This window comes from Brevundimonas sp. T2-11 (genome assembly GCF_055397675.1).
The window spans coordinates 966347-984628 of record NZ_AP027920.1 but is presented as its reverse complement, the minus strand read 5'-3'; the positions used below and the strand labels follow the sequence as shown (position 1 = coordinate 984628).

Sequence of the window (18282 nt, the reverse complement as noted above, 5' to 3'; positions counted from 1 at the left end):
CCTTATTCCAGTGAACATGAAACGTATCGCCTGCGCGCTTGGCGCAGTGGCCGCCCTGATCGTCGTCGATCTCTCCTTCAGCCCCGCCCGCGCCCAGGACAACCTTGGCGACGACCGCGTGCGTCAGGACGAGGCGACCCACGGTCGCGTCAGCGGCCCTGGCCGTGAACGCCCCTCGCGCGGCCGCCAGCGTCAGCAACAGCAGCAGCCCGCACAACCCGATCCGGCCGTCGTCCTGGCCGAAGCCCAGGCGATCCTCACCGCTGCAGGCTCCCCGTGCCAGGCCACCGAGGCCAAGCTTCTGGGCAAGACGGCGGAGCAGGTGAGCCTCTACGAAACCATCTGCGCTTCCGGCCCCGGCTACATCGTCGTGGGCTCGACGCCGCCGGAAACCCTGGACTGCCTGGTTCTGGCTTCCCAGGCTGAAAAGAAACGCGCCGCTGATCCCGCCGCCGATGTCGGCACGGTTTGCACCCTGCCCGCCAACCAGAACACCCTGACCTTCTTCGCCGCCTACGCCCAGGAAGCCGGCATCGCCTGCCAGGTCGACCAGGGCACGGTCGCCGGCGTCAAGTCTGACGGCAAGCTGGTCTATGAAATCGGCTGCGCGGGCGCGGACGGCTACTGGCTGGAGCGCGCCGACGCGGGCTGGCAGAAGACCGAATGCATGCAGGTCCTCATGCAGAACGCCGCCTGCCCCTTCACCACGCCGGCCGAACAGGCCGCCACGGTGAAGTCCTGGCTGGCCGGTTCCGACGCTGCCGGCTGCGACGTCCAGCAGGTCCGCCTGATGGGCCACAATGCCAACGGCCGCTTCTACGAAGCCACCTGCGCCGGCGCCGAAGGCGTCATTGCTCGTGTCAACGCAGAGCACGCCGTGCAGCAGATCTACCCCTGCGCCGAGGCCGCGCTGATCGGCGGCGGCTGCAAGCTGACGACGACGCCTCCGGCCGCGACGCCGGAAGCCTGATCGACGCCTGATCATCAGACGAAGCGCCGCCGGAGCGATCCGGCGGCGTCTTTGTTTCTGGCGACCTCTTTTCGCCGAACGCGACGCGGCTTAGCCTTGGGCCATGCGCATCGCCACCTGGAACGTGAACTCGGTCAACGCCCGCCTGCCCACCGTGCTGGCCTGGCTGGAATCGGCCAACCCCGACGTCGTCTGCTTCCAGGAAATCAAATGCGTGGACGAGAAATTCCCGCGCGAGGCCTTCGAGAGCCTGGGCTACAACGTCGAGACCCACGGTCAGAAGACCTATAACGGCGTCGCCATCCTGTCGAAGTTCCCCCTGTCCGATATCCGGCGCGGCCTGCCCGGCGACGATACGGACGAACAGGCCCGCTACATTGAGGCCCTGATCGAGGCCCCGGTTCCGGTGCGCGTGGCGTCCATCTACCTGCCCAACGGCAATCCGGTCGGGACCGAGAAGTTTCCCTACAAGCTGGCCTGGTTCCAGCGTCTGCACGACCACGCCAGGGACCTGCTGGCCTTTGAGGAGCCGCTGGCCCTGTGCGGCGACTACAACTGCATCCTGACGCCCGATGACGCGGCCAAACCCGAGGACTGGGTCAACGACGCCCTGTTCCAGCCGGAAACCCGCGCCGCCCTGAACGCCATGAAATGGCTCGGCCTGGCTGACGCCCATGAGTTGGGCGACGAGCCCAAGGGGACCTACACCTTCTGGGACTATCAGGCCGGCGCCTGGCAGAGGAACAACGGCATCCGCATCGACTACGCCCTGCTGTCGCCACAGGCGACGGACCGGTTCCGCGGCGTCGAGACCCACCGCGACGCCCGCGACATGGAAAAACCCAGCGACCACGTCCCCGTGGTGGTCGACCTGGACCTGGGGGCCTGATCCATGGGCGAGACGTTCAGGGTCATCCTGCTGATCGCCCTGACCGCCGCCTTCCTGACGACGGGCGCCCTGATGCTGTCCTGGTGGATGGAGCCGGAGCGGCGACTGAAACGGGCTCTGCTCAAGTCGCTGGGGGTCAAGGCCGACACCGAGGCCCTGTCGCCCGCCGAGGGCCGCGCCGCGGGTCTGGATTTCGACGGGGGTCAGGTGGTGGTGCTGTGGAAACGCGGCGCTCAGGGACTGGTCTACGCCTTTGACGAGGTCGAGGGCGGCGAGATCATCGTCGACGGCCATGTCGTGGCCCGCGCCCGACGCGGCGCCCTGCGCAAGGATCTGGACGTGGTCGTGCCCGAGGCCGAGCAGGTCGTGCTGCGTCTGATGTTCAGCGACACCCGCAGCCCCGAGTTCGAACTGGCCCTTTGGAACGCCGACCTGCCGGCTTCGACAGGCTCGCCGTCCGAGGCCTTGCGGCTGGGACGGCGATGGTTGTCGCACGTCGAAGCCCTGATGAAGCGCTGATCGCCCTTCCCGCCTCCCTCGCGGAAGGCTAGAACCCCCGCCTCTACTGTTTACTGTGTTTCTCAGGAGCCCGCCGTGGCCCGTCTCTTCGACGCCTACATCATCGCCGACTGGACCGCCGCCGAAGGCAAGAAGCTGGGCGAGCAAACCCTGTGGGTCGGCGTGGCCAAGCGCGACGTGCGCTTCCGCCTCTATACCGAGACCCACAACGTCGCCACGCGCGCCGAGGGCGAGAAACTGATCGCCGACCTGCTGGCCGAACACCGCAAGCGCGGCGATCGCGTCCTCGTCGGTTTCGACTTCGACTTCGGCTTCCCCGCCGGCACCGCCGAGCGACTGAAGCTGGACGGCCGCCCGTGGGAGGCCATGGGCAAGTTCCTGGCCGCCAACATCGTCGACAAGGCCGACAACACCAACAACCGCTATCAGGTGGCGGCCAAGATGAACCGTCTGATGACGGACCAGCCCTGGCCCTTCTGGGGCGCGCCCGCCAGCCAGGCCCAGCGCTGGCTGACCACGACCAAGCCGCCCGAGGGCGCCGGCGCCGACATCCCCGAGTTCCGCGCCACCGAACTGGCCGCGCGCAAGGACAAGCTGCCGCCCAAGAGCGTCTGGCAGATGCATGGCGCGGGCGCCGTCGGCGGCCTGACCCTGCTGGGCGTGCCCATGCTGCGCCGCCTGCTGGAACAGCTGGGCGCCTCGGCCGCCGTCTGGCCCTTCAACACCGGCTGGCGTGAACTGACCGAAGCCGACGTCGAGCCGCTGTCGGCCGTCGTGGTCGAGGTCTGGCCCGCCCTGTTCGACGCCAAGCGTCAGGTCAGCGCCGAAGGCGTCAAGGAATACAAGACCCAGGCCCAGGTCCGCACCGCCGCCGAGGCCTTTGCCCGGATGGACGACGCCGGCACGCTGCAAATGGCCTTCGCCGCGCCGAAGACGGCGGATGACGCCCTGATCGCGCAGGTCGAGGGGGAAGAAGGCTGGATCCTCGGCGTCTAGACGCCTTCAGACGACAGGACGCCGGAGGGCAGGCTCAAGCCTGCCCTCGCACCGCGCCCAGGAAACTCTTCCAGTTCAGCTTGACGTCGGACAGGGCGCCGGCGCGGAAGGCGCGACCCGCCACCCAGATCATCAGGGCGGCGAAGGCGAACATGCCGACCAGGGCGCCCACGATCTCGATCATGGGCGGGCCGCTGGGGGCGCGCGCCGCCATGACGAAGGGGGTGAAGGGCGGGATCAGGCTCATCACCTTCACCACCGTCGCGTCCGGCGTGCGAATGGCCATCTGCATCACCAGCAGGGGTGCGACCAGCACCATCATGATCGGCCCCATCAAGGTCTGGGCGTCACGCGGCGTATCGCAGAAGGCGCCGATGGCGGCGAACAGGACCGCATACATCAGATAGCCGCCGACCATGAACAGCAGGAAGTAGATCAGCAGACCGTCGCTCAGCAGCACCGAGCCGATGTCGCGGGCTACGTCCGGCGCGGCGGCGACCATGCCGACCCCGCCCAGGCCGCCCCAGGCGATCAGGACGGTCAGAGTCAGCAGGGCCACGCCCAGCACCTTGCCCGTCAGGATCTCGGTCGCCGAAGCCGAGGACAGCAGGACCTCGAGGATCTTGTTCGACTTCTCCTCCATGACGCTGTTCAGCAGGATGGAAGCGCCGGTGATGATCAGCGACCACAGGATGAAGCCGACCGCCAGGCCGACCACCGTCGGCAGCTTGTCGCGGAAGGACACCTCGCCGCCCGACGCGGCCTTGGGCGAGAAGACGGACAGTTCAGGACGGAAGCGGTCGGTTTGGGCCACCACGGCCGGATCTATGCCGCTGGCGGCGAAGACCTGACGCCGGTTGACGTCTTTCAGGGCGTCGCGAACGGCGTCCTCGACCGCATCGTCGGTGGCGCGGGCGGTCCAGACGCGGGCGCCCGGCTGGCCGTTTGTCTCGGTCAGAAAGACCACGCCGCTCAGCTTCTGATCTTTCGGCGCATCATCGGTCAGGTAGCGGCGGGCCAGGGCGTCGCGCGCCTCGCCCGGCGCGGCGGCCGTGATCTCGGCGGGCGCCGCCACCAGGGTCAGACTGCGCTTCGGCGTCTCGAATTTGGCGCCGGCGCGCGGCGCCTCGCGCTTCAGGGCGGCGACGCCGGCCTCATAGCCTTCAGTCTCGGCGACCTGCCGCACCCGGTCGCCGCCGGCCACGCCGGCTTCGGGAATGGCCGCCATGCGCAGGGCGCTGATGTCGCCACGCGCCTGCTCGCTTTCCAGCGACTGCCTCACGGCGGCGGCCAGGCCGGAACCGGCCGGCGCTTCGTCCACCAGGGCCACCGAACGTGTCGGCTCGGCATGGCTCATCATGATGGGAATGACGCCCCCCAGCGCGGCGAACAGGGGGAAGGCCAGCAACGACAGCCAGAAGCCCACCGTCTTGGCGTAGGCCATGAATTCGCGGCGCGCGATCAGAAGCGTGCGGTTCATCGGGCGACCTCCGCCTTGAGGGTTTCACGGGCGACGGTCTGATCCTCGTCCGGGTGATCGCCGGTCAGGGCGATGAAGGCGTCGTGCAGGGTCGGCTCCTTGATCTGGAAGCGGCGCACGTCCAGCCCGGTCAGGAAGGCGGACTTCAGCGCCTCCTGCCCGCCCGCGCCCTGGGTCAGACCGGCGCGCAGAACGCGCGCGCCGTCATGATCGTGCAGCACCTCGACGCTCGACACCCCCGGCAAGGCTGATACAGCGGCGGGCTCCAGCGCGCCCTCAAGCTCAAGGAAGCGCGGCGAGGTGGCGCGAGCCTGATCCACCGTGCCCTCAAAGGCCTTCTTGCCGCGCGCCAGAAGCACCACCTTGTCGCACAGGCGCTCGGCGTGCTGCATGACATGGGTCGAAAACAGGACGGTCGCGCCATCGGCGGCCAGGGCCCTGATCATGGCCTCCAGCCCCTGCTGGTTCATCGGGTCGAGGCCGGAAAACGGCTCGTCCAGGATCACGAACTCGGGGCGATGCACCACCGAGGCGATCAGTTGGACCTTCTGGGCCATGCCCTTGGACAGGTCCTTCATCTTCTTCTTTTGCGCATCGCCCAGCCCCATCTGGGTCAGCATCTCGCGGGCGCGCTTGCGACCTTCGGACGCGGGCAGGCCCTTCAAGCCGCCGAAGAAGGCGATGGCGTCGACCGGCGTCATCTTCTTGTAGAGACCGCGCTCCTCGGGAAGGAAGCCGATCCGATCACGGACCTTGCGGCCGTCGTCGGCGCCCAGGATCTCGATCCGGCCGGACGTGGCGGGCTGCAGCCCCAGGATCATGCGCAGGGTCGAGGTCTTGCCCGCGCCATTGGGCCCCAGAAAGCCGCAGATGGCGCCCTTCTCGACCTGGAAGCTCAGGTCGGAAACCGCCTGAAAGCCGCCATATCTCTTGCTGATCCCGTCCAGCGTCAGCGCCGCGACCATGCCGTTCCTCTCACAAGCGTCTGAGCGGAGCCTAGCGGCGCGACGGGGGAGATGGAAAGGGTGGTTTACATTACGGATTGGTCATGATCGGTCAGCCCTGCATCATGCGCTGACCTTGACGTCGAAGGCCTGGCCGACAACCTTGGTCGGGTTCACCTGCGCGCCGTTGCGACGCACCTCGAAATGCAGGTGCGGACCGGTGGAATAGCCGGTCGAGCCGACCAGGCCGATCCGTTCGCCCGAGGCGACCTCCTGCCCCGTATGCACGTCGATGCGGCTGAGGTGGCCATAGACGCTGCTCAGGCCGTTGGGGTGCTTGACCTCGATGAAGTTGCCATAGCCCCCGGCCTGGAAGCCGGCGCGCACCACGCGCCCCTCGGCGGTCGTATAGACGCTGGTGCCCTTGGGGGCGGCGATGTCCACACCCTTGTGGGCGCGCGCCTTGGCCTCGATGGTCAGCTTGCGCAAGCCGAAGGCCGAGTTGATGCGATAGCCCTTCACCGGGGCCTCGAACAGAAGCTTGCGGGTGACGGGACCGGCGGGCTTGGCCACCGCCCGAACCGGCGGGGCGGCGGGCGCGGACAGGTCTTCGACCTTGTCCGATGCAGGACCGGCGGCGCCCAGAGGCGCGCCGGCCATGGCGAGAACGGCGGTGACGGCGACGACGCTGGTCTGGCCGAAACGGATCGCAAACGGCCTCACGGCCGGGGGAAGAAAACGCATACTGAAACTGCACTCCAGGCGCTCGAACTGCGAGCGGGAGGGCCGTCATGGTCACGCGAAACAGACAGCGCAGGTGGCGGAAAAGCAGTCGCCGACGGCCGGGGTTGGTCGCCTTTTGCCATCACACCGGGACGCGAATGGGGCGCGCACGCGGCGACAAGGCGTCGCACGCCGGGAACCGGAACGAGAAAGGGGCCGCACGACCTGCGCCGCACAGCCCCCTCCACGGTTCTTGCCGGACGTTTTACAGCGGCAGGGTCAGCTGCACCCCGCCCATGTGGCTGTCGGCCTGATCGCCGAAACGGCCCTTGTAGCCGATGGAGACCTTCAGACGTTCCATGATCGTGCCTTCAATGCCCGCCGAAGCCAGGAACTGACCGCCCCAGGGCTCATCGACCTCACGCGCCAGGACTTGCGCCGGATTGCCGGCGATGCCGGTGCGGACCGCGTCGCCGTCGTCGCTGAGACTGTCGCGATAGCCGCCCTCGGCGAAGAAGCGGAAGCGGTCGCCGCCGCCCTCGGCGCGCAGGGCGATCTCGGCGGTCGCGCCCTGAACCGAGCGGTCCTGATAGGCGTACTGGGCCGCCACGCCCTGTTCGGTGAAGCCGTCCACGTCGCTGTTGATCCAGGCCACGGCGGCGCGCGGCGACAGGGCGATCCCCCCCATGTCGAACCACATTCCGCCTTGCAGACGCGCCCCGGTCGAAACCCCGCGGGTCGACCCGGTATGAACGATCGGCGCCAGCGAGGTCAGGCGGCTGACGTCGTTGAAGTCGTCCTGGGCCACGCCCGCCGCCGCATTGACGAACAGATCGCCAGAGCGCCAGCCGCCATAGATGTCCAGACCAAAGCTATCCAGGTCGACATTGAGGCTGCCCGCATCGACGTCGGCGTTGCGATAGCTGCCGGCCAGGCCGAACCTCATCGTCTCGGTGCCCGACTCCAGCGCGATGCGAACGCCATAGCCGTCTGAGGTCGCCTCGCCGATGGCGCCGCGCGCGTCGGTCTTGGTCCGGTCCGCCAGGGCCGAAACCGAGATCGCTGTGCCCGCCGTCCAGGCGTCACGGCCCGACAGGCTGGCGGTCGAACCGTCCAGCGCGTCTTCGCGGTGACGCCAGGCCGTCTCGCCCAGCACGGCCGTCTGGCTGCTCAGATCGCCGTAGTAGAGGTAGTCGCTGGCCAGGCGGGCGATCAGACGGTGGCCCGCCGCTGTCGGGTGAACGCCGTCCCAATAGAGATAGCTGTCAGGGCTGGCGCAGACGGTCAGGCCGTTGAAGCAGGCGTCCTTGGCGTTGGTCAGACCGAAGCGATCCGGGCTGGCCGTCAGGGTGTCGCTGATCTTGTAGAGGTCCATCAGGATGATGTTGCTGTTGGCCTGCCCCGCCGCCACCGTCATCAGCCCCGCCTGCAGGGCGCTGTTGAAGGTCGTGCCGGCGTAGTCCGCCAGGGGCTTGGCCGGCAGGCCCGGCCCCTGATTGAACTGCGGCGTCGTGCCGAGACGCGGCAGGTTGGTCACCAGGATCGTCTCCGCCCCCGCCGTGGCCACGCTGTTGACGATGAAGTTGATGTCCGCCGCCGCGCTCTGGGCCACGGGCGCGATGGCGCCCTGCGGGTTTGTGGATGCGCCCGCCGTCGGAATGGCCTGGAAGATGTTGTTGGCGCCGCCCAGGATGCTGACCAGATCCCCCGCACCGAACTTGCCGCCCGCGCCGGTGTAGGCCAGCAGTTGGTTGCGCATGCCGGGGGGCGAGGCCGCGCTGTCGGTGCGCGCCCCGCCGAAGGCGTAGTTGATGCTGCCCGTCACCGGCGCGCCGGCGGCGTAGCGCCCCGCGTTGAAGCCCAGAAGCTCCGTGAACACCGGCCCGTTGGAGAACCGGCCCTGATAATAGGGCGGCGAGGTCGGGGTCATCCCGCCCGTCGCGGCATAGAGGTTGCCATTGTCCGACAGGCTGTCGCCGAAGACGACCAGTCGATCATAGCTCTGCGCCCCGGCGGCGCTTGCGGTCGAGACGGCGGCCAGAGTCAGGGCGGCCAGAGCCGCTCCGCGAAGAAGTCGAGACATCGGTGTTCCTCCCTCGACCGTCAGTATGCGGTCGTTATCGAGAGGATGCGCTGCTTCGCCGTTAGCGCAAGATGCCCCAAGGGAACCTGAACGCCGTTCAGTGAAGCATTCGGAAGCGAACTGTGCCCGGCAGGTCACGCAGGACCTTCAGCACCTCGGGATCATAGTCGCGATCCACGTCGGTGATGACATAGCCGGTGCGCTCGTCCGTCTTCAGGTGCTGCCCCAGGATGTTGAGGCCCGCTGACGACAGGGCGCGGTTCAGCTCGGCCAGAACGCCCGGCTGGTTCCTGTGGATGTGCAGCAGGCGGTGGGCGCGCGACACCTCGGCCAGCTGCACGTTCGGCAGGTTGACGCAGAAGGTGGTGTCGCCCCGGTTCAGATAGCCCAGCAGGCGCTCGGCGGCGAACTCGGCGATGGCCTCCTGGGCCTCTTCGGTCGAGCCGCCGATATGGGGCGACAGGATGACGTTCTTCAGCCCCTGCAGGGGGCTGGCGAAGGGGTCGGCGTTGGTGCGCGGCTCCTCGGGGAAGACGTCCACCGCCGCGCCGGCGATCCGGCCCGACTTCACCGCCTCGGCCAGGGCGTCGACGTCGACGACGTGACCGCGCGACAGGTTCAGGAACAGGGCGCCCGGCTTCATCTTGGCGAATTGGGCCGCACCGATGATCAGGGTGTTGTCCTTGCGCCCGTCGACATGGAGGCTGACCACGTCGGCCTCGGCCAGCAGGGCGTCCAGCGAGCGCATCCGCCGGGCGTTGCCCAGGGCCAGACGCTCCGACAGGTCGTGGAAGACGACCCGCATCCCCAGATTTTCCGCCAGGACCGACAGCTGCGAACCAATGGCGCCATAGCCGACGATGCCCAGGGTCTTGCCGCGCAGCTCGCGCGAACCGGTCGCCGACTTGTTCCACTGGCCCTGGTGCATGGCCGCCGACTTGTCGGCCACGTCGCGCATCAGGACGATGGTCAGGCCGATGGCCAGTTCGACCACCGAACGGGTATTGGAATAGGGGGCGTTGAACACGGCCACGCCATGTTCGGCGGCGGCTTCCAGATCGATCTGGTTGGTGCCGATGCAGAAGGCCGCGACGGCCAGCAGGCGGTCGGCGTGCTCCAGCACCCGCTTGCTGACATTGGTCTTGGAACGGATGCCCAGGACGTGCACGCCCTTGATCGTCTCGATCAGGTCATCTTCGTCCAGCGCGCCCTTCATGGTCTCGACAGTGTAGCCCGCCTCCTCCAGCCGCTCGACGGCGGCGGGGTGGATGTTCTCCAGCAACAGCATGCGGACGCGGTTACGCGGATAGGACCAGCGCCCGGCCACGCCCTCGGCGAACAGGACCTCATCCAGAGAGGCGGCGGTCGCGTCGGCGACCTCGATCACCTTCTGGCGGCTGACCACCTCGGTGAAGGCGTAGAAACGGTCGGCGGCGCCCGCCAGCTTGACCTCGGCGTCGGTCCAGCCGTCGCCGACCATGACCACGGGCCCGCTCAGGTTCAGCGCCCTGATGACCTCGGGCTTGCCGTTGTCGCGTGACAGGGGGTTGGCGTCGTCTACGCCCGTGACCCGACCTTCGTCGTCATAGATCAGGTCGTTGGCCAGGACATGATCGGGTGCAATCCCCAGGCGGACGGCCAGAGGCGCGATCACCTCGCGGAAGCCGCCTGACAGGATGTAGACCCGCTCGGCGTGGCGCTCGAAGAAGTCGACGTTGCGGCGGATCGAGGCGCTGGCCTCATCCAGAATGCGGTCCGTCAGGGCCTCGACATGGCCGCGGTTGAGGGCCAGCAGATCCAGACGTCGACGCAGGGCTGTGCCGAAGTCGACCTGCCCCGACATGGCCTGATCGGTCAGGGTCGCGATCTCGGCCTTCCTCGCCGCCGCGTCGGGCGCATCGGACAGGGCGATGTCAGCGAGCGCTTCAAGCGTCTCGATGCGCACCAGGGTGGAATCGAAGTCGAAGATGAAGACGGGCGAAGTCATGCGCCGCACCTAACCCACCTTCGCACCTGCAGCAATAAAAAGGGGGCTCAAAGCCCCCTTTTCCGCACGAATTTTCCAAAAGCGTCACAGTTTGCCGAAGCCGCCCTTGCGACGGCTTTCCAGCGCGGCCGCGCCGATGGCCGCGGCGATGGTGGCCACGGCCAGCAGGGCGCCGCCCTCCCTGGCGTGATCACGGGCAAAGTCTCCGGCGTCCTCCGCGTAACGGCGCGCCTGTTTGGCGTAGCGCTTCATCGGCTTGCGGGTCTTCTTGCCCGAGCGATGCAGCCAGTGTTCGGCCTTCGCGCGGGCGTCATGGCCGAACCGCTCCGCCCGCTCGCCCGCATAGCCGCCCAGATCGGCGGCGCGATGGCCCAAGTCCTCGGCGCCGTGACGCACGCCGCGCGCGATGTCGTCAAAGCGGTGACGCAGGGCCTCGGCGTCGAACCAGCCGCGCGGATCGACCCGCTCCCGCAGCCGCTCATAGCGCGTCGGGCCTGTTCGCTGGTTCAGCAGCAGGGCGGCGATGCCCACGCCTGCCAGGACGGCGACCACGCCCGCCGTGATGCCGGGGTGTTTGCGGACCTCGTCCACGGCGTTGAACTGTCGAACCATGGGCACTCAAACCTCTTGTTGTCGAAAACCGTCGTCAGGACAGGAGCGAACCGGGTCGAAAGAGGTTCCGCTGTAAATGGCCAAGCTGCAAGAGCCTCGCCCCCGCCCCGCCGCCCCTTACCAAGCGGGGATCGCCTCCCTATGTTGCGCCGCTTCCGACAGTTTCGCCTATTCAGGATTTTCGCCGTGACCGATCACGCGCCCGCCGCACAGCCCGTCAACGCCCCGACCGACGACTTCGCCGCCGCCTTCCAGATCGAAGGCTGGCCTGTGCGCGGCCGCCTGGTGCGGCTCAGCGAGGTGGTGGACAAGATCCTGTCGGCCCACGACTACCCCGAACCCGTCGCCGCCCTGCTGGGCGAGGCCTGCGTCCTGGCCGCCATCGTCGGCTCGGCGCTGAAGTTCGAAGGCCGCCTGATCGTTCAGGCCCAGGGCGACGGTCCGGTGCGCTACGTCGTCGCCGACTATGATACGGCCGGGACCCTTCGCGGCTTCTGCCGCTTTGACCCGGACGAAGTGGCCAAGGCCTCCGAGGGCTTCGCTCGCCCCGGCGCCCAGACCCTGCTGGGCAAGGGGGTCTTCATCATGACCATCGACCGCGGCGAGGACTTCGAGCGCACCCAGGGCATCACCCCGATCGAGGGCGAGAGCCTGTCGCTGTGCGCCGAGCACTACTTCACCCAGTCCGAACAGGTGCCGACCAAGGTCCGTCTGGCCGTGGGTCAGGCGACGACCGAGGCCGGGACCGGCTGGCGCGCGGGCGGGGCCATGATTCAGGTCATCGCCGGCGACGAGGCGCGCGGCTCGACCGAGGAGGTGTGGGAACGCACCCGCGCCCTGTTCAACACCCTGGGCGACGACGAACTGATCGACCCCACGGTCAGCGCCGAGACCCTGCTGTATCGTCTGTTCCACGAGGACGGCGTGCGGCTGGAAGGCGCCCAGCCCCTGGCCGCCGTCTGCCGCTGCTCCAAGGAACGGCTGGTCACGGTCATGCAGTCCTTCCCGCCCGAGGACCGCGCCGCCATGGTCGAGGACGACGGCATGATCCACGCCACCTGCGAATACTGCTCGACCGTCTACAAGATCGACCCCGCCGAGATCGAACAGCCGGTCGCCTAGACCAGCATGAAGATCGCATTGCCGTAGTTGTGCAGGAGGATCGGCAGCAGCACGCTGCCGGTCCTCTCGCGCAGCCAGACCAGCAGCAGGGCCGCGCCTCCCGTCGAGGCCATCAGCAGCGGCTCGAAGGTGAAGCCGCCGCCTGAATAGCCCAGGGCATGGGTCAGGCCGAAAGCCAGCGACGACAACACCGCGCCCCACCCCATCCATGCGCCCAGAATGCGAACCGGCCTGCCGAAGGCCTCGTTCAGCATCAGCAGCAGAACCCCGCGATAAAACAGCTCCTCATCCAGACCCGGCATGGTCAACTGGAAGGCCAGGCTGTCGAGATCGAACCCCTGCCCGGGGAAATACAGGGCCAGTCCCAGGAACAGGGCGACCAGCAGGCCCGACAGGACCAGAGCCCCCGTCAGACCCCGGCGATCCTGTTTCAGCGTCAGGCCCGCCCGCCGCCAGCCGATGACCGGCAGGCTGGCCACGGCGAGCGACAGCACCACCGCCATCGCCTTGCCTTCCCAGTTCCAGTTCGATTCGCCGAACGACAGGGGAATATGGCCGTAGCCGCGCGTCAGCAGCGCGTCATAGGCCGCCATCAGCAGCAGGGCGGCGATCAGCCATCCCCACCGCACGCGCCCCTTCATCAGAATCGCCGCCAGACCTCCGCCCGCAGCGACGGCGCCGACCCAAGCCAGCATTGCAATGATCGCGTCCGGCATCGCGCCCCTCCCCATGACCTGTCGTCATGAGGCGAGCGCTCGCCGCAGCAGATGCAGATGACTGAAATTTAACGCGCCGACCGCGACCGACGATCCAGCCTAGTTGTTCAGGTCCAGCGAATAGCCCGCCGAACGCACGGTGCGGATCGGGTTGACCGTGCCCTCGACGTTCAGGGCCTTGCGCAGACGGCCGACGTGGACGTCGACGGTGCGGGCCTCGACATAGACGTCCGACCCCCAGACGGCGTCCAGAAGCTGTTCACGGCTGAAGACCCGGCCGGGATGCTTCATCAGGTGATCCAGCAGGCGGAATTCGGTCGGGCCCAGGTGGATTTCCTTGCCCGCGCGACGAACGCGGTGGGCGACGCGGTCGATGACGATGTCGGCGTGGTTGACCCGGTCGTCGGCCAGACCCGGACGGATGCGGCGCAGAACCGCGCGAATGCGCGCGGTCAGCTCGGTCATCGAAAAGGGCTTGGTCATGTAGTCGTCGGCGCCGGTGTCCAGGCCGCGCACGCGGTCCGTCTCCTCGCCGCGCGCGGTCAGCATGATGATCGGCAGGTTGCGGGTCTCGGCCCGGCCGCGCAGGCGACGGCAGACCTCGATGCCCGACAGCTTGGGCAACATCCAGTCCAGCAGCACCAGGTCCGGCAGACGCTCGTCGACCTGCAGCAGGCCCTCCTCCCCGTCCGCGGCCACGGTCACGTCATAGCCTTCCTTCTCCAGATTGTACTGAAGCAGGGTGGCCAGGGCGTCCTCGTCTTCCATCACCAGGATATAGGGTTGCACGTCAGGCTCTCCGGTCGGTCGAAGTCGTCAGCAGGAAGTAAAGTCAGGCGTCCGTCGGATCGGACGGCGGGGTCGAGACATGGGGCGTGGGCGTCTGTTCCTCGCCCGGACCGGGCACGGCCTTGGGCCGCTCGCCCAGCATTTCCTCGCCGGTGATCTCATAGTGGACGGTCTCGGCGATATTGGTCGCGTGGTCGCCGATCCGCTCCAGATTCTTGGCCATGAACAGCAGATGGGTGCAGGCCGTGATCGTGCGCGGGTCGCCCATCATGTAGGTCAGCAGCTCGCGGAACAGGGCGTTGTAGTGCTCGTCCACCTCGTCGTCGGTGCTCCACACCGACAGGGCGCGCTCGACCTCCGAGGCCGTATAGGCGTCCAGAACGTCGCGCAGACGGGTCGACACCAGACGGCCCATCCGCTCGATCGAACGGGTCAGGGGCTGCATCGGCTCGCCCTCGGCCAGGATCAGCGCCCGCTTGGCGATGTTCTTGGCCAGATCGCCGGTCCGCTCCAGATCCGAGGCCAGCTTCATGGCGCCCAGCGTCCGGCGCAGGTCCGAGGCCACCGGCTGGCGCAGGGCGATCAGGCGGATCGACTTCTTCTCGATGTCGCGGTGCAGGGCGTCCAGGCGGTTGTCGCGCTCGACCACCGCCTTCGCCAAGGCCACGTCGCGGCGGGCGACGGATTCGATGGCGTCCGCCACCTGGGCCTCGGCCAGACCGCCCATGCGGACGACTTCCGCCGTCAGCTGGTTCAGTTCGTCGCCGTAAGCCTTGACCGTATGCTGGTTCATGCTCGCGCCCTTAGCCGAAGCGGCCGGTGATGTAGTCGAGCGTGCGGCGCTCGCGCGGGTTGGTGAAGATCTCTTCGGTGTCGCCGGTCTCGACCAGCTTGCCCATGTGGAAGAAGGCCGTGCGCTGCGACACACGGGCCGCCTGGGCCATGGAGTGGGTGACGATGACGATGCAGTAGCGCTCGCGCAGTTCGTCGATCAGCTCCTCGATCTTGGCCGTGGCGATCGGGTCCAGCGCCGAGCAGGGCTCGTCCATCAAAATGACTTCGGGTTCGACTGCGATGGCGCGGGCGATGACCAGACGCTGCTGCTGGCCGCCCGACAGGCCCGTGCCCGGCGAGTGCAGGCGGTCGGCCACCTCGTCCCACAGGCCGGCCCGCTTCAGCGCCTTCTGGACGATGTCGTCCAGCTCGCCCTTGGACGAGGCCAGGCCGTGAATCTTCGGCCCATAGGCGACGTTCTCATAGATCGTCTTGGGGAAGGGGTTGGGCTTCTGGAACACCATGCCGACCTGGGCGCGCAGCAGCACGGGGTCGATCTTGCGGTCGTTGATGTCGCCGCCGTCCATCTCGATCTCGCCGGTGACGCGGCAGCCGGGGATGGTGTCGTTCATGCGGTTCATGGTCCGCAGGAAGGTCGACTTGCCGCAGCCCGACGGACCGATCAAGGCCGTGACGGTCTTGTCCGGGATGTCCAGCGAGACGCCGAACAGGGCCTGCTTCTCGCCGTAGAAGACGCTGACATCGCGCGCGGCGATCTTGATCGGGCCCAACGGCGCCGAGGCGTGGGCGCCCACGGCCGGGGCGGTCGACAGGGTCGCGGCCCCGGCGGAACCGCCGTCGGCCAGACCCTCGGGGGCGCGGAAGATTTTGGACATCATAAGACTACCACCGGCGTTCGAAGCGCCGACGCAGCAGGATCGCGGCGGCGTTCATGACGATCATGAAGGCGAGGAGCACAAGAATGGCGGCGGCGGTCCGCTCGTGGAACGCGCGCTCCGAGGCGTTCTCCCAGATGTAGATCAGCGAAGGCAGGGCGCCGACCGGTTCGTCGATGGCGTGGGGCACGCCGGGGACGAAGCTGATCATGCCGATCAGCAGCAAAGGCGCCGTCTCGCCCAAGGCGTGGGCCATGGCGATGATCGAACCCGTCATGACGCCCGGCATGGCCAGGGGCAGGACGTGGCCGAACACCGTCTGGGTGCGGCTGGCGCCCATGGCCAGGGCGGCCTCGCGGATCGAGGGCGGCACCGCCTTCAGCGACGAGCGCGTGGCGATGATCACCGTCGGCAGGGCCATCAGGGCCAGCACCAGACCGCCGACCAGCGGGCTGGCGCGCGGCAGGTGCATGAAGTTGATGAACAGGGCCAGACCCAGCAGGCCGTAAACAATCGACGGCACGGCGGCCAGGTTGTTGATATTGACCTCGATGATCGCCGTGATGCGGTTGCGCGGCGAGTATTCCTCCAGCCAGACGGCGGCGCAGACGCCGACCGGGATGGCGATCAGGGCCGTGACCAGCAGCATCAGGGCCGAGCCGACCACCGCGCCCAGCAAGCCCGCCAGCTCCGGCTGGGTCGAGTCGCCCTTGGTGAACAGGGTCGTGTTGAAGTGGGCCCGCACAGCGCCCGACTCCTTCATCCGGTCCAGCCAGGCCATCTGCTCATTGCTGACGCGGCGCTGATCCTCGGGCACGGCTCTGGAGATCTCACCCTTCAGGTAGAGGTCGGCGTTGTCGGACAGAGGGGCGGTCACCGGCACGGTCTGACCCAGCAGGCTGGGCTGACGCGCGATCATGCCCGCCGCTTGGAACTTCAACTCGGACGAGAACAGGGCCTTCATGGCCACCGCCTTCGTGCCCTGGGCGTCGTCCTGAACGCCCAGACGACGCAGTTGCTGTTCGGCGACGATCTGCTCGAAATTGGCGCCCTGCGGATAGGACCGGTCGATGCGCGACGCGTCCATGTGAACCGGCAGGGTCACGCTGTGGCTGTAGAAGGCCGTGCGGCCCTGCATGATGATGCTGCCCAGCAGGATCACCAGGAAGACCAGGGCGAAGCCGATGGCCGCGCGGCCATACCACTTGAAGCGGGTCTCGCGCGCATAGCGGCCGCGCAGGCGCGCTTGCAGGCGCTGGGTGCGCGGGCTGACGGCGCTCGGGTTTTGGGCGGCGTCAGTCATACTGTTCCCGATAGGCTTGCACGATGCGCATGGCGACGATGTTGAGCAGCAGGGTGACCACGAACAGGGTCAGGCCCAGACCGAAGGCGGCCAGGGTCTTGGGACTGTTGAACTCCTGGTCCCCGGTCAGCAGGGTGACGATCTGCACCGTGACGGTCGTGACCGTGTCCAGCGGGTTCAGCGTCAGCTTGGCGGCCAGACCGGCGGCCATGGTCACGATCATGGTCTCGCCGATGGCGCGCGAAACCGCCAGCAGGAAGGCCCCGGCGATGCCTGGCAGGGCGGCGGGCAGCAGCACCTTCTTGACCGTCTCGGACTTGGTCGCGCCCATGGCGTAGGAACCGTCGCGCAGGGACTGCGGCACGGCGTTCATGATGTCGTCGGACAGCGAGCTGACGAAGGGGATCAGCATGATGCCCATGACCGCGCCGGCCACCAGAGCCATCTGGTTCTGCACCAGCAGCAGGTATTGCCCCACCCCGTCCAGCGGTCCGCCGGCCAGCCAGCCGCCTATGGTGTTGAAGAAGACGCGGAAGGCCGGCCCCACCGTCAGCGCGGCGAAGAAGCCGTAGACCACGGTCGGCACCCCGGCCAGGACCTCGAGCATGGGCTTGACCACGGCGCGGGTGCGACGCCCGGCGTATTCCGACAGATAGATGGCCGAGAACAGGCCGATAGGACCCGCCACCAGCATGGCGATCAGCATGATCAGGAAGGTGCCCGCAAACAGGGGCACGGCCCCGAAGGCGCCCGACGAGCCGATCTGGTCGGCGCGGATGGCCATCTGCGGGCTCCACTTGGTCCCGAACAGGAACTCGGTGACCGGCACGGAGGCGAAGAAGCGAAGGCTGTCCCACACCAGGGAGAAGATGATGCCGACCGTCGTCAGCACCGCCACCGCCGAACAGGCGAACAGGACCAGGCTGATCCAGCTCTCCACCCGATTGCGCGCCCGCAAATCGGGACGGATGCGGATGAAGACGAAGACCCCACCCAGAACGGCCGCGATCAGGGCCGCGACACCGCCGCCCCAGCTCAGGGCCGACGAAATACGGTGGGCGCGGCGGCCTTCGGCCGGCAGCTCTTCGGCATAGGGGGCGGGCCAGATCTGCTGGGCTTCAAGCCCGTCGCCGATACGGCGCGCGTCCGAGAAGAAGGCCTCGCGCCGGAAGGGCTCCAGCTGGGTGACGCTGTCAGGCGCGCCGGCGGCCAGCATCTGACGTTCCAGCGGGGCCGAGAAGATCGAGGCGGCGATCAGCACCACCAAGGCCGGCATGCCGACCCAGATCAGGGCGTAAAGGCCATGCTGGCCCGGACGCGAATGGGCTCTAACGCCCGCGCTGCGGCGCGTCGCCAGCCGGCGCCCGCCCAGATAGGCCAGCCCGGAGAAGGCGATCAGCAGTAACAGGAAAATCCAGATCATCCGGGTCCGTGCACGCGTGAATCATTAACGTGCCGGGTCCGGCGCGTTTCGGCCGG

At 67.9% G+C, this 18282-nt stretch carries 17 protein-coding genes; 5 read left to right on the top strand and 12 right to left on the bottom strand.

Annotated elements, in window-relative coordinates; all coding sequences use genetic code 11:
- Positions 1-16 precede the first annotated feature (16 nt).
- From ACZ5XO_RS04860 to ACZ5XO_RS04845, 4 genes are all read left to right on the top strand, one after another.
- The gene (locus ACZ5XO_RS04860) at positions 17-970 is read left to right on the top strand and encodes a hypothetical protein (RefSeq protein WP_464164857.1); all 954 of its coding nucleotides are present in this window, start codon (positions 17-19) and stop codon (positions 968-970) included.
- Positions 971-1073: 103 nt separating this feature from the next.
- Complete coding sequence (xth, locus tag ACZ5XO_RS04855; RefSeq protein WP_464164183.1) at positions 1074-1859, top strand: exodeoxyribonuclease III; 786 nt, start codon at positions 1074-1076, stop codon at positions 1857-1859.
- A 3-nt stretch (positions 1860-1862) separates the two neighbouring features.
- Positions 1863-2378, top strand: coding sequence for a hypothetical protein (locus ACZ5XO_RS04850; RefSeq protein ID WP_464164182.1), 516 nt, complete (start codon positions 1863-1865; stop codon positions 2376-2378).
- 75 nt (positions 2379-2453) lie between these two features.
- Complete coding sequence (locus ACZ5XO_RS04845; protein WP_464164181.1) at positions 2454-3374, top strand: cobalamin biosynthesis protein CbiG; 921 nt, start codon at positions 2454-2456, stop codon at positions 3372-3374.
- 34 nt (positions 3375-3408) lie between these two features.
- Here ACZ5XO_RS04845 and ACZ5XO_RS04840 read toward each other — a convergent pair whose 3' ends face one another.
- The 6 genes from ACZ5XO_RS04840 to ACZ5XO_RS04815 all read right to left on the bottom strand — a co-directional run bounded on the left by ACZ5XO_RS04840 (position 3409) and on the right by ACZ5XO_RS04815 (position 11203).
- The gene (locus ACZ5XO_RS04840; protein ID WP_464164180.1) at positions 3409-4854 is read right to left on the bottom strand and encodes an ABC transporter permease; all 1446 of its coding nucleotides are present in this window, start codon (positions 4852-4854) and stop codon (positions 3409-3411) included.
- Complete coding sequence (locus ACZ5XO_RS04835; protein WP_464164179.1) at positions 4851-5819, bottom strand: ABC transporter ATP-binding protein; 969 nt, start codon at positions 5817-5819, stop codon at positions 4851-4853. Before ACZ5XO_RS04835 ends, ACZ5XO_RS04840 begins: the two co-directional genes overlap by 4 nt.
- A 102-nt stretch (positions 5820-5921) precedes the next feature.
- Positions 5922-6542, bottom strand: a complete 621-nt coding sequence (locus tag ACZ5XO_RS04830; protein WP_464164178.1) for a M23 family metallopeptidase — start codon at positions 6540-6542, stop codon at positions 5922-5924.
- 244 nt (positions 6543-6786) lie between these two features.
- Entirely contained in the window at positions 6787-8604 is a 1818-nt protein-coding gene (locus ACZ5XO_RS04825; protein WP_464164177.1) for an autotransporter domain-containing protein, read from the bottom strand.
- Positions 8605-8701: 97 nt separating this feature from the next.
- Entirely contained in the window at positions 8702-10591 is a 1890-nt protein-coding gene (gene serA, locus ACZ5XO_RS04820; RefSeq protein ID WP_464164176.1) for a phosphoglycerate dehydrogenase, read from the bottom strand.
- An 84-nt stretch (positions 10592-10675) separates the two neighbouring features.
- Positions 10676-11203: a hypothetical protein gene (locus ACZ5XO_RS04815; RefSeq protein ID WP_464164856.1), complete on the bottom strand. Its 528-nt coding sequence runs from the start codon at positions 11201-11203 to the stop codon at positions 10676-10678.
- Between the two features lie 186 nt (positions 11204-11389).
- Between ACZ5XO_RS04815 and ACZ5XO_RS04810 the strand changes: the two genes are divergently transcribed.
- Complete coding sequence (locus ACZ5XO_RS04810; protein ID WP_464164175.1) at positions 11390-12325, top strand: Hsp33 family molecular chaperone; 936 nt, start codon at positions 11390-11392, stop codon at positions 12323-12325.
- Here ACZ5XO_RS04810 and ACZ5XO_RS04805 read toward each other — a convergent pair.
- From ACZ5XO_RS04805 to pstC, 6 genes are all read right to left on the bottom strand, one after another.
- Positions 12322-13041, bottom strand: coding sequence for a CPBP family intramembrane glutamic endopeptidase, BDIM_20840 family (locus tag ACZ5XO_RS04805; RefSeq protein ID WP_464164174.1), 720 nt, complete (start codon positions 13039-13041; stop codon positions 12322-12324). The two genes, ACZ5XO_RS04810 and ACZ5XO_RS04805, sit on opposite strands and share 4 nt — an antisense overlap.
- 99 nt (positions 13042-13140) lie before the next feature.
- Positions 13141-13830, bottom strand: a complete 690-nt coding sequence (gene phoB / locus ACZ5XO_RS04800; RefSeq protein WP_207822733.1) for a phosphate regulon transcriptional regulator PhoB — start codon at positions 13828-13830, stop codon at positions 13141-13143.
- A 43-nt stretch (positions 13831-13873) separates the two neighbouring features.
- Positions 13874-14623 (bottom strand): phosphate signaling complex protein PhoU, encoded by a 750-nt coding sequence (phoU, locus tag ACZ5XO_RS04795; RefSeq protein ID WP_464164173.1) that lies wholly within the window; start codon positions 14621-14623, stop codon positions 13874-13876.
- A 10-nt stretch (positions 14624-14633) separates the two neighbouring features.
- Positions 14634-15503: a phosphate ABC transporter ATP-binding protein PstB gene (pstB, locus tag ACZ5XO_RS04790; protein WP_464164172.1), complete on the bottom strand. Its 870-nt coding sequence runs from the start codon at positions 15501-15503 to the stop codon at positions 14634-14636.
- 4 nt (positions 15504-15507) lie between these two features.
- A complete protein-coding gene (gene pstA, locus ACZ5XO_RS04785; RefSeq protein WP_464164171.1) occupies positions 15508-16803 on the bottom strand; it encodes a phosphate ABC transporter permease PstA in 1296 nt (431 codons plus the stop codon).
- Positions 16796-18226 (bottom strand): phosphate ABC transporter permease subunit PstC, encoded by a 1431-nt coding sequence (pstC, locus tag ACZ5XO_RS04780; RefSeq protein WP_464164170.1) that lies wholly within the window; start codon positions 18224-18226, stop codon positions 16796-16798. The genes pstA and pstC overlap by 8 nt, the downstream gene beginning before the upstream one ends.
- Positions 18227-18282: the final 56 nt, after the last annotated feature.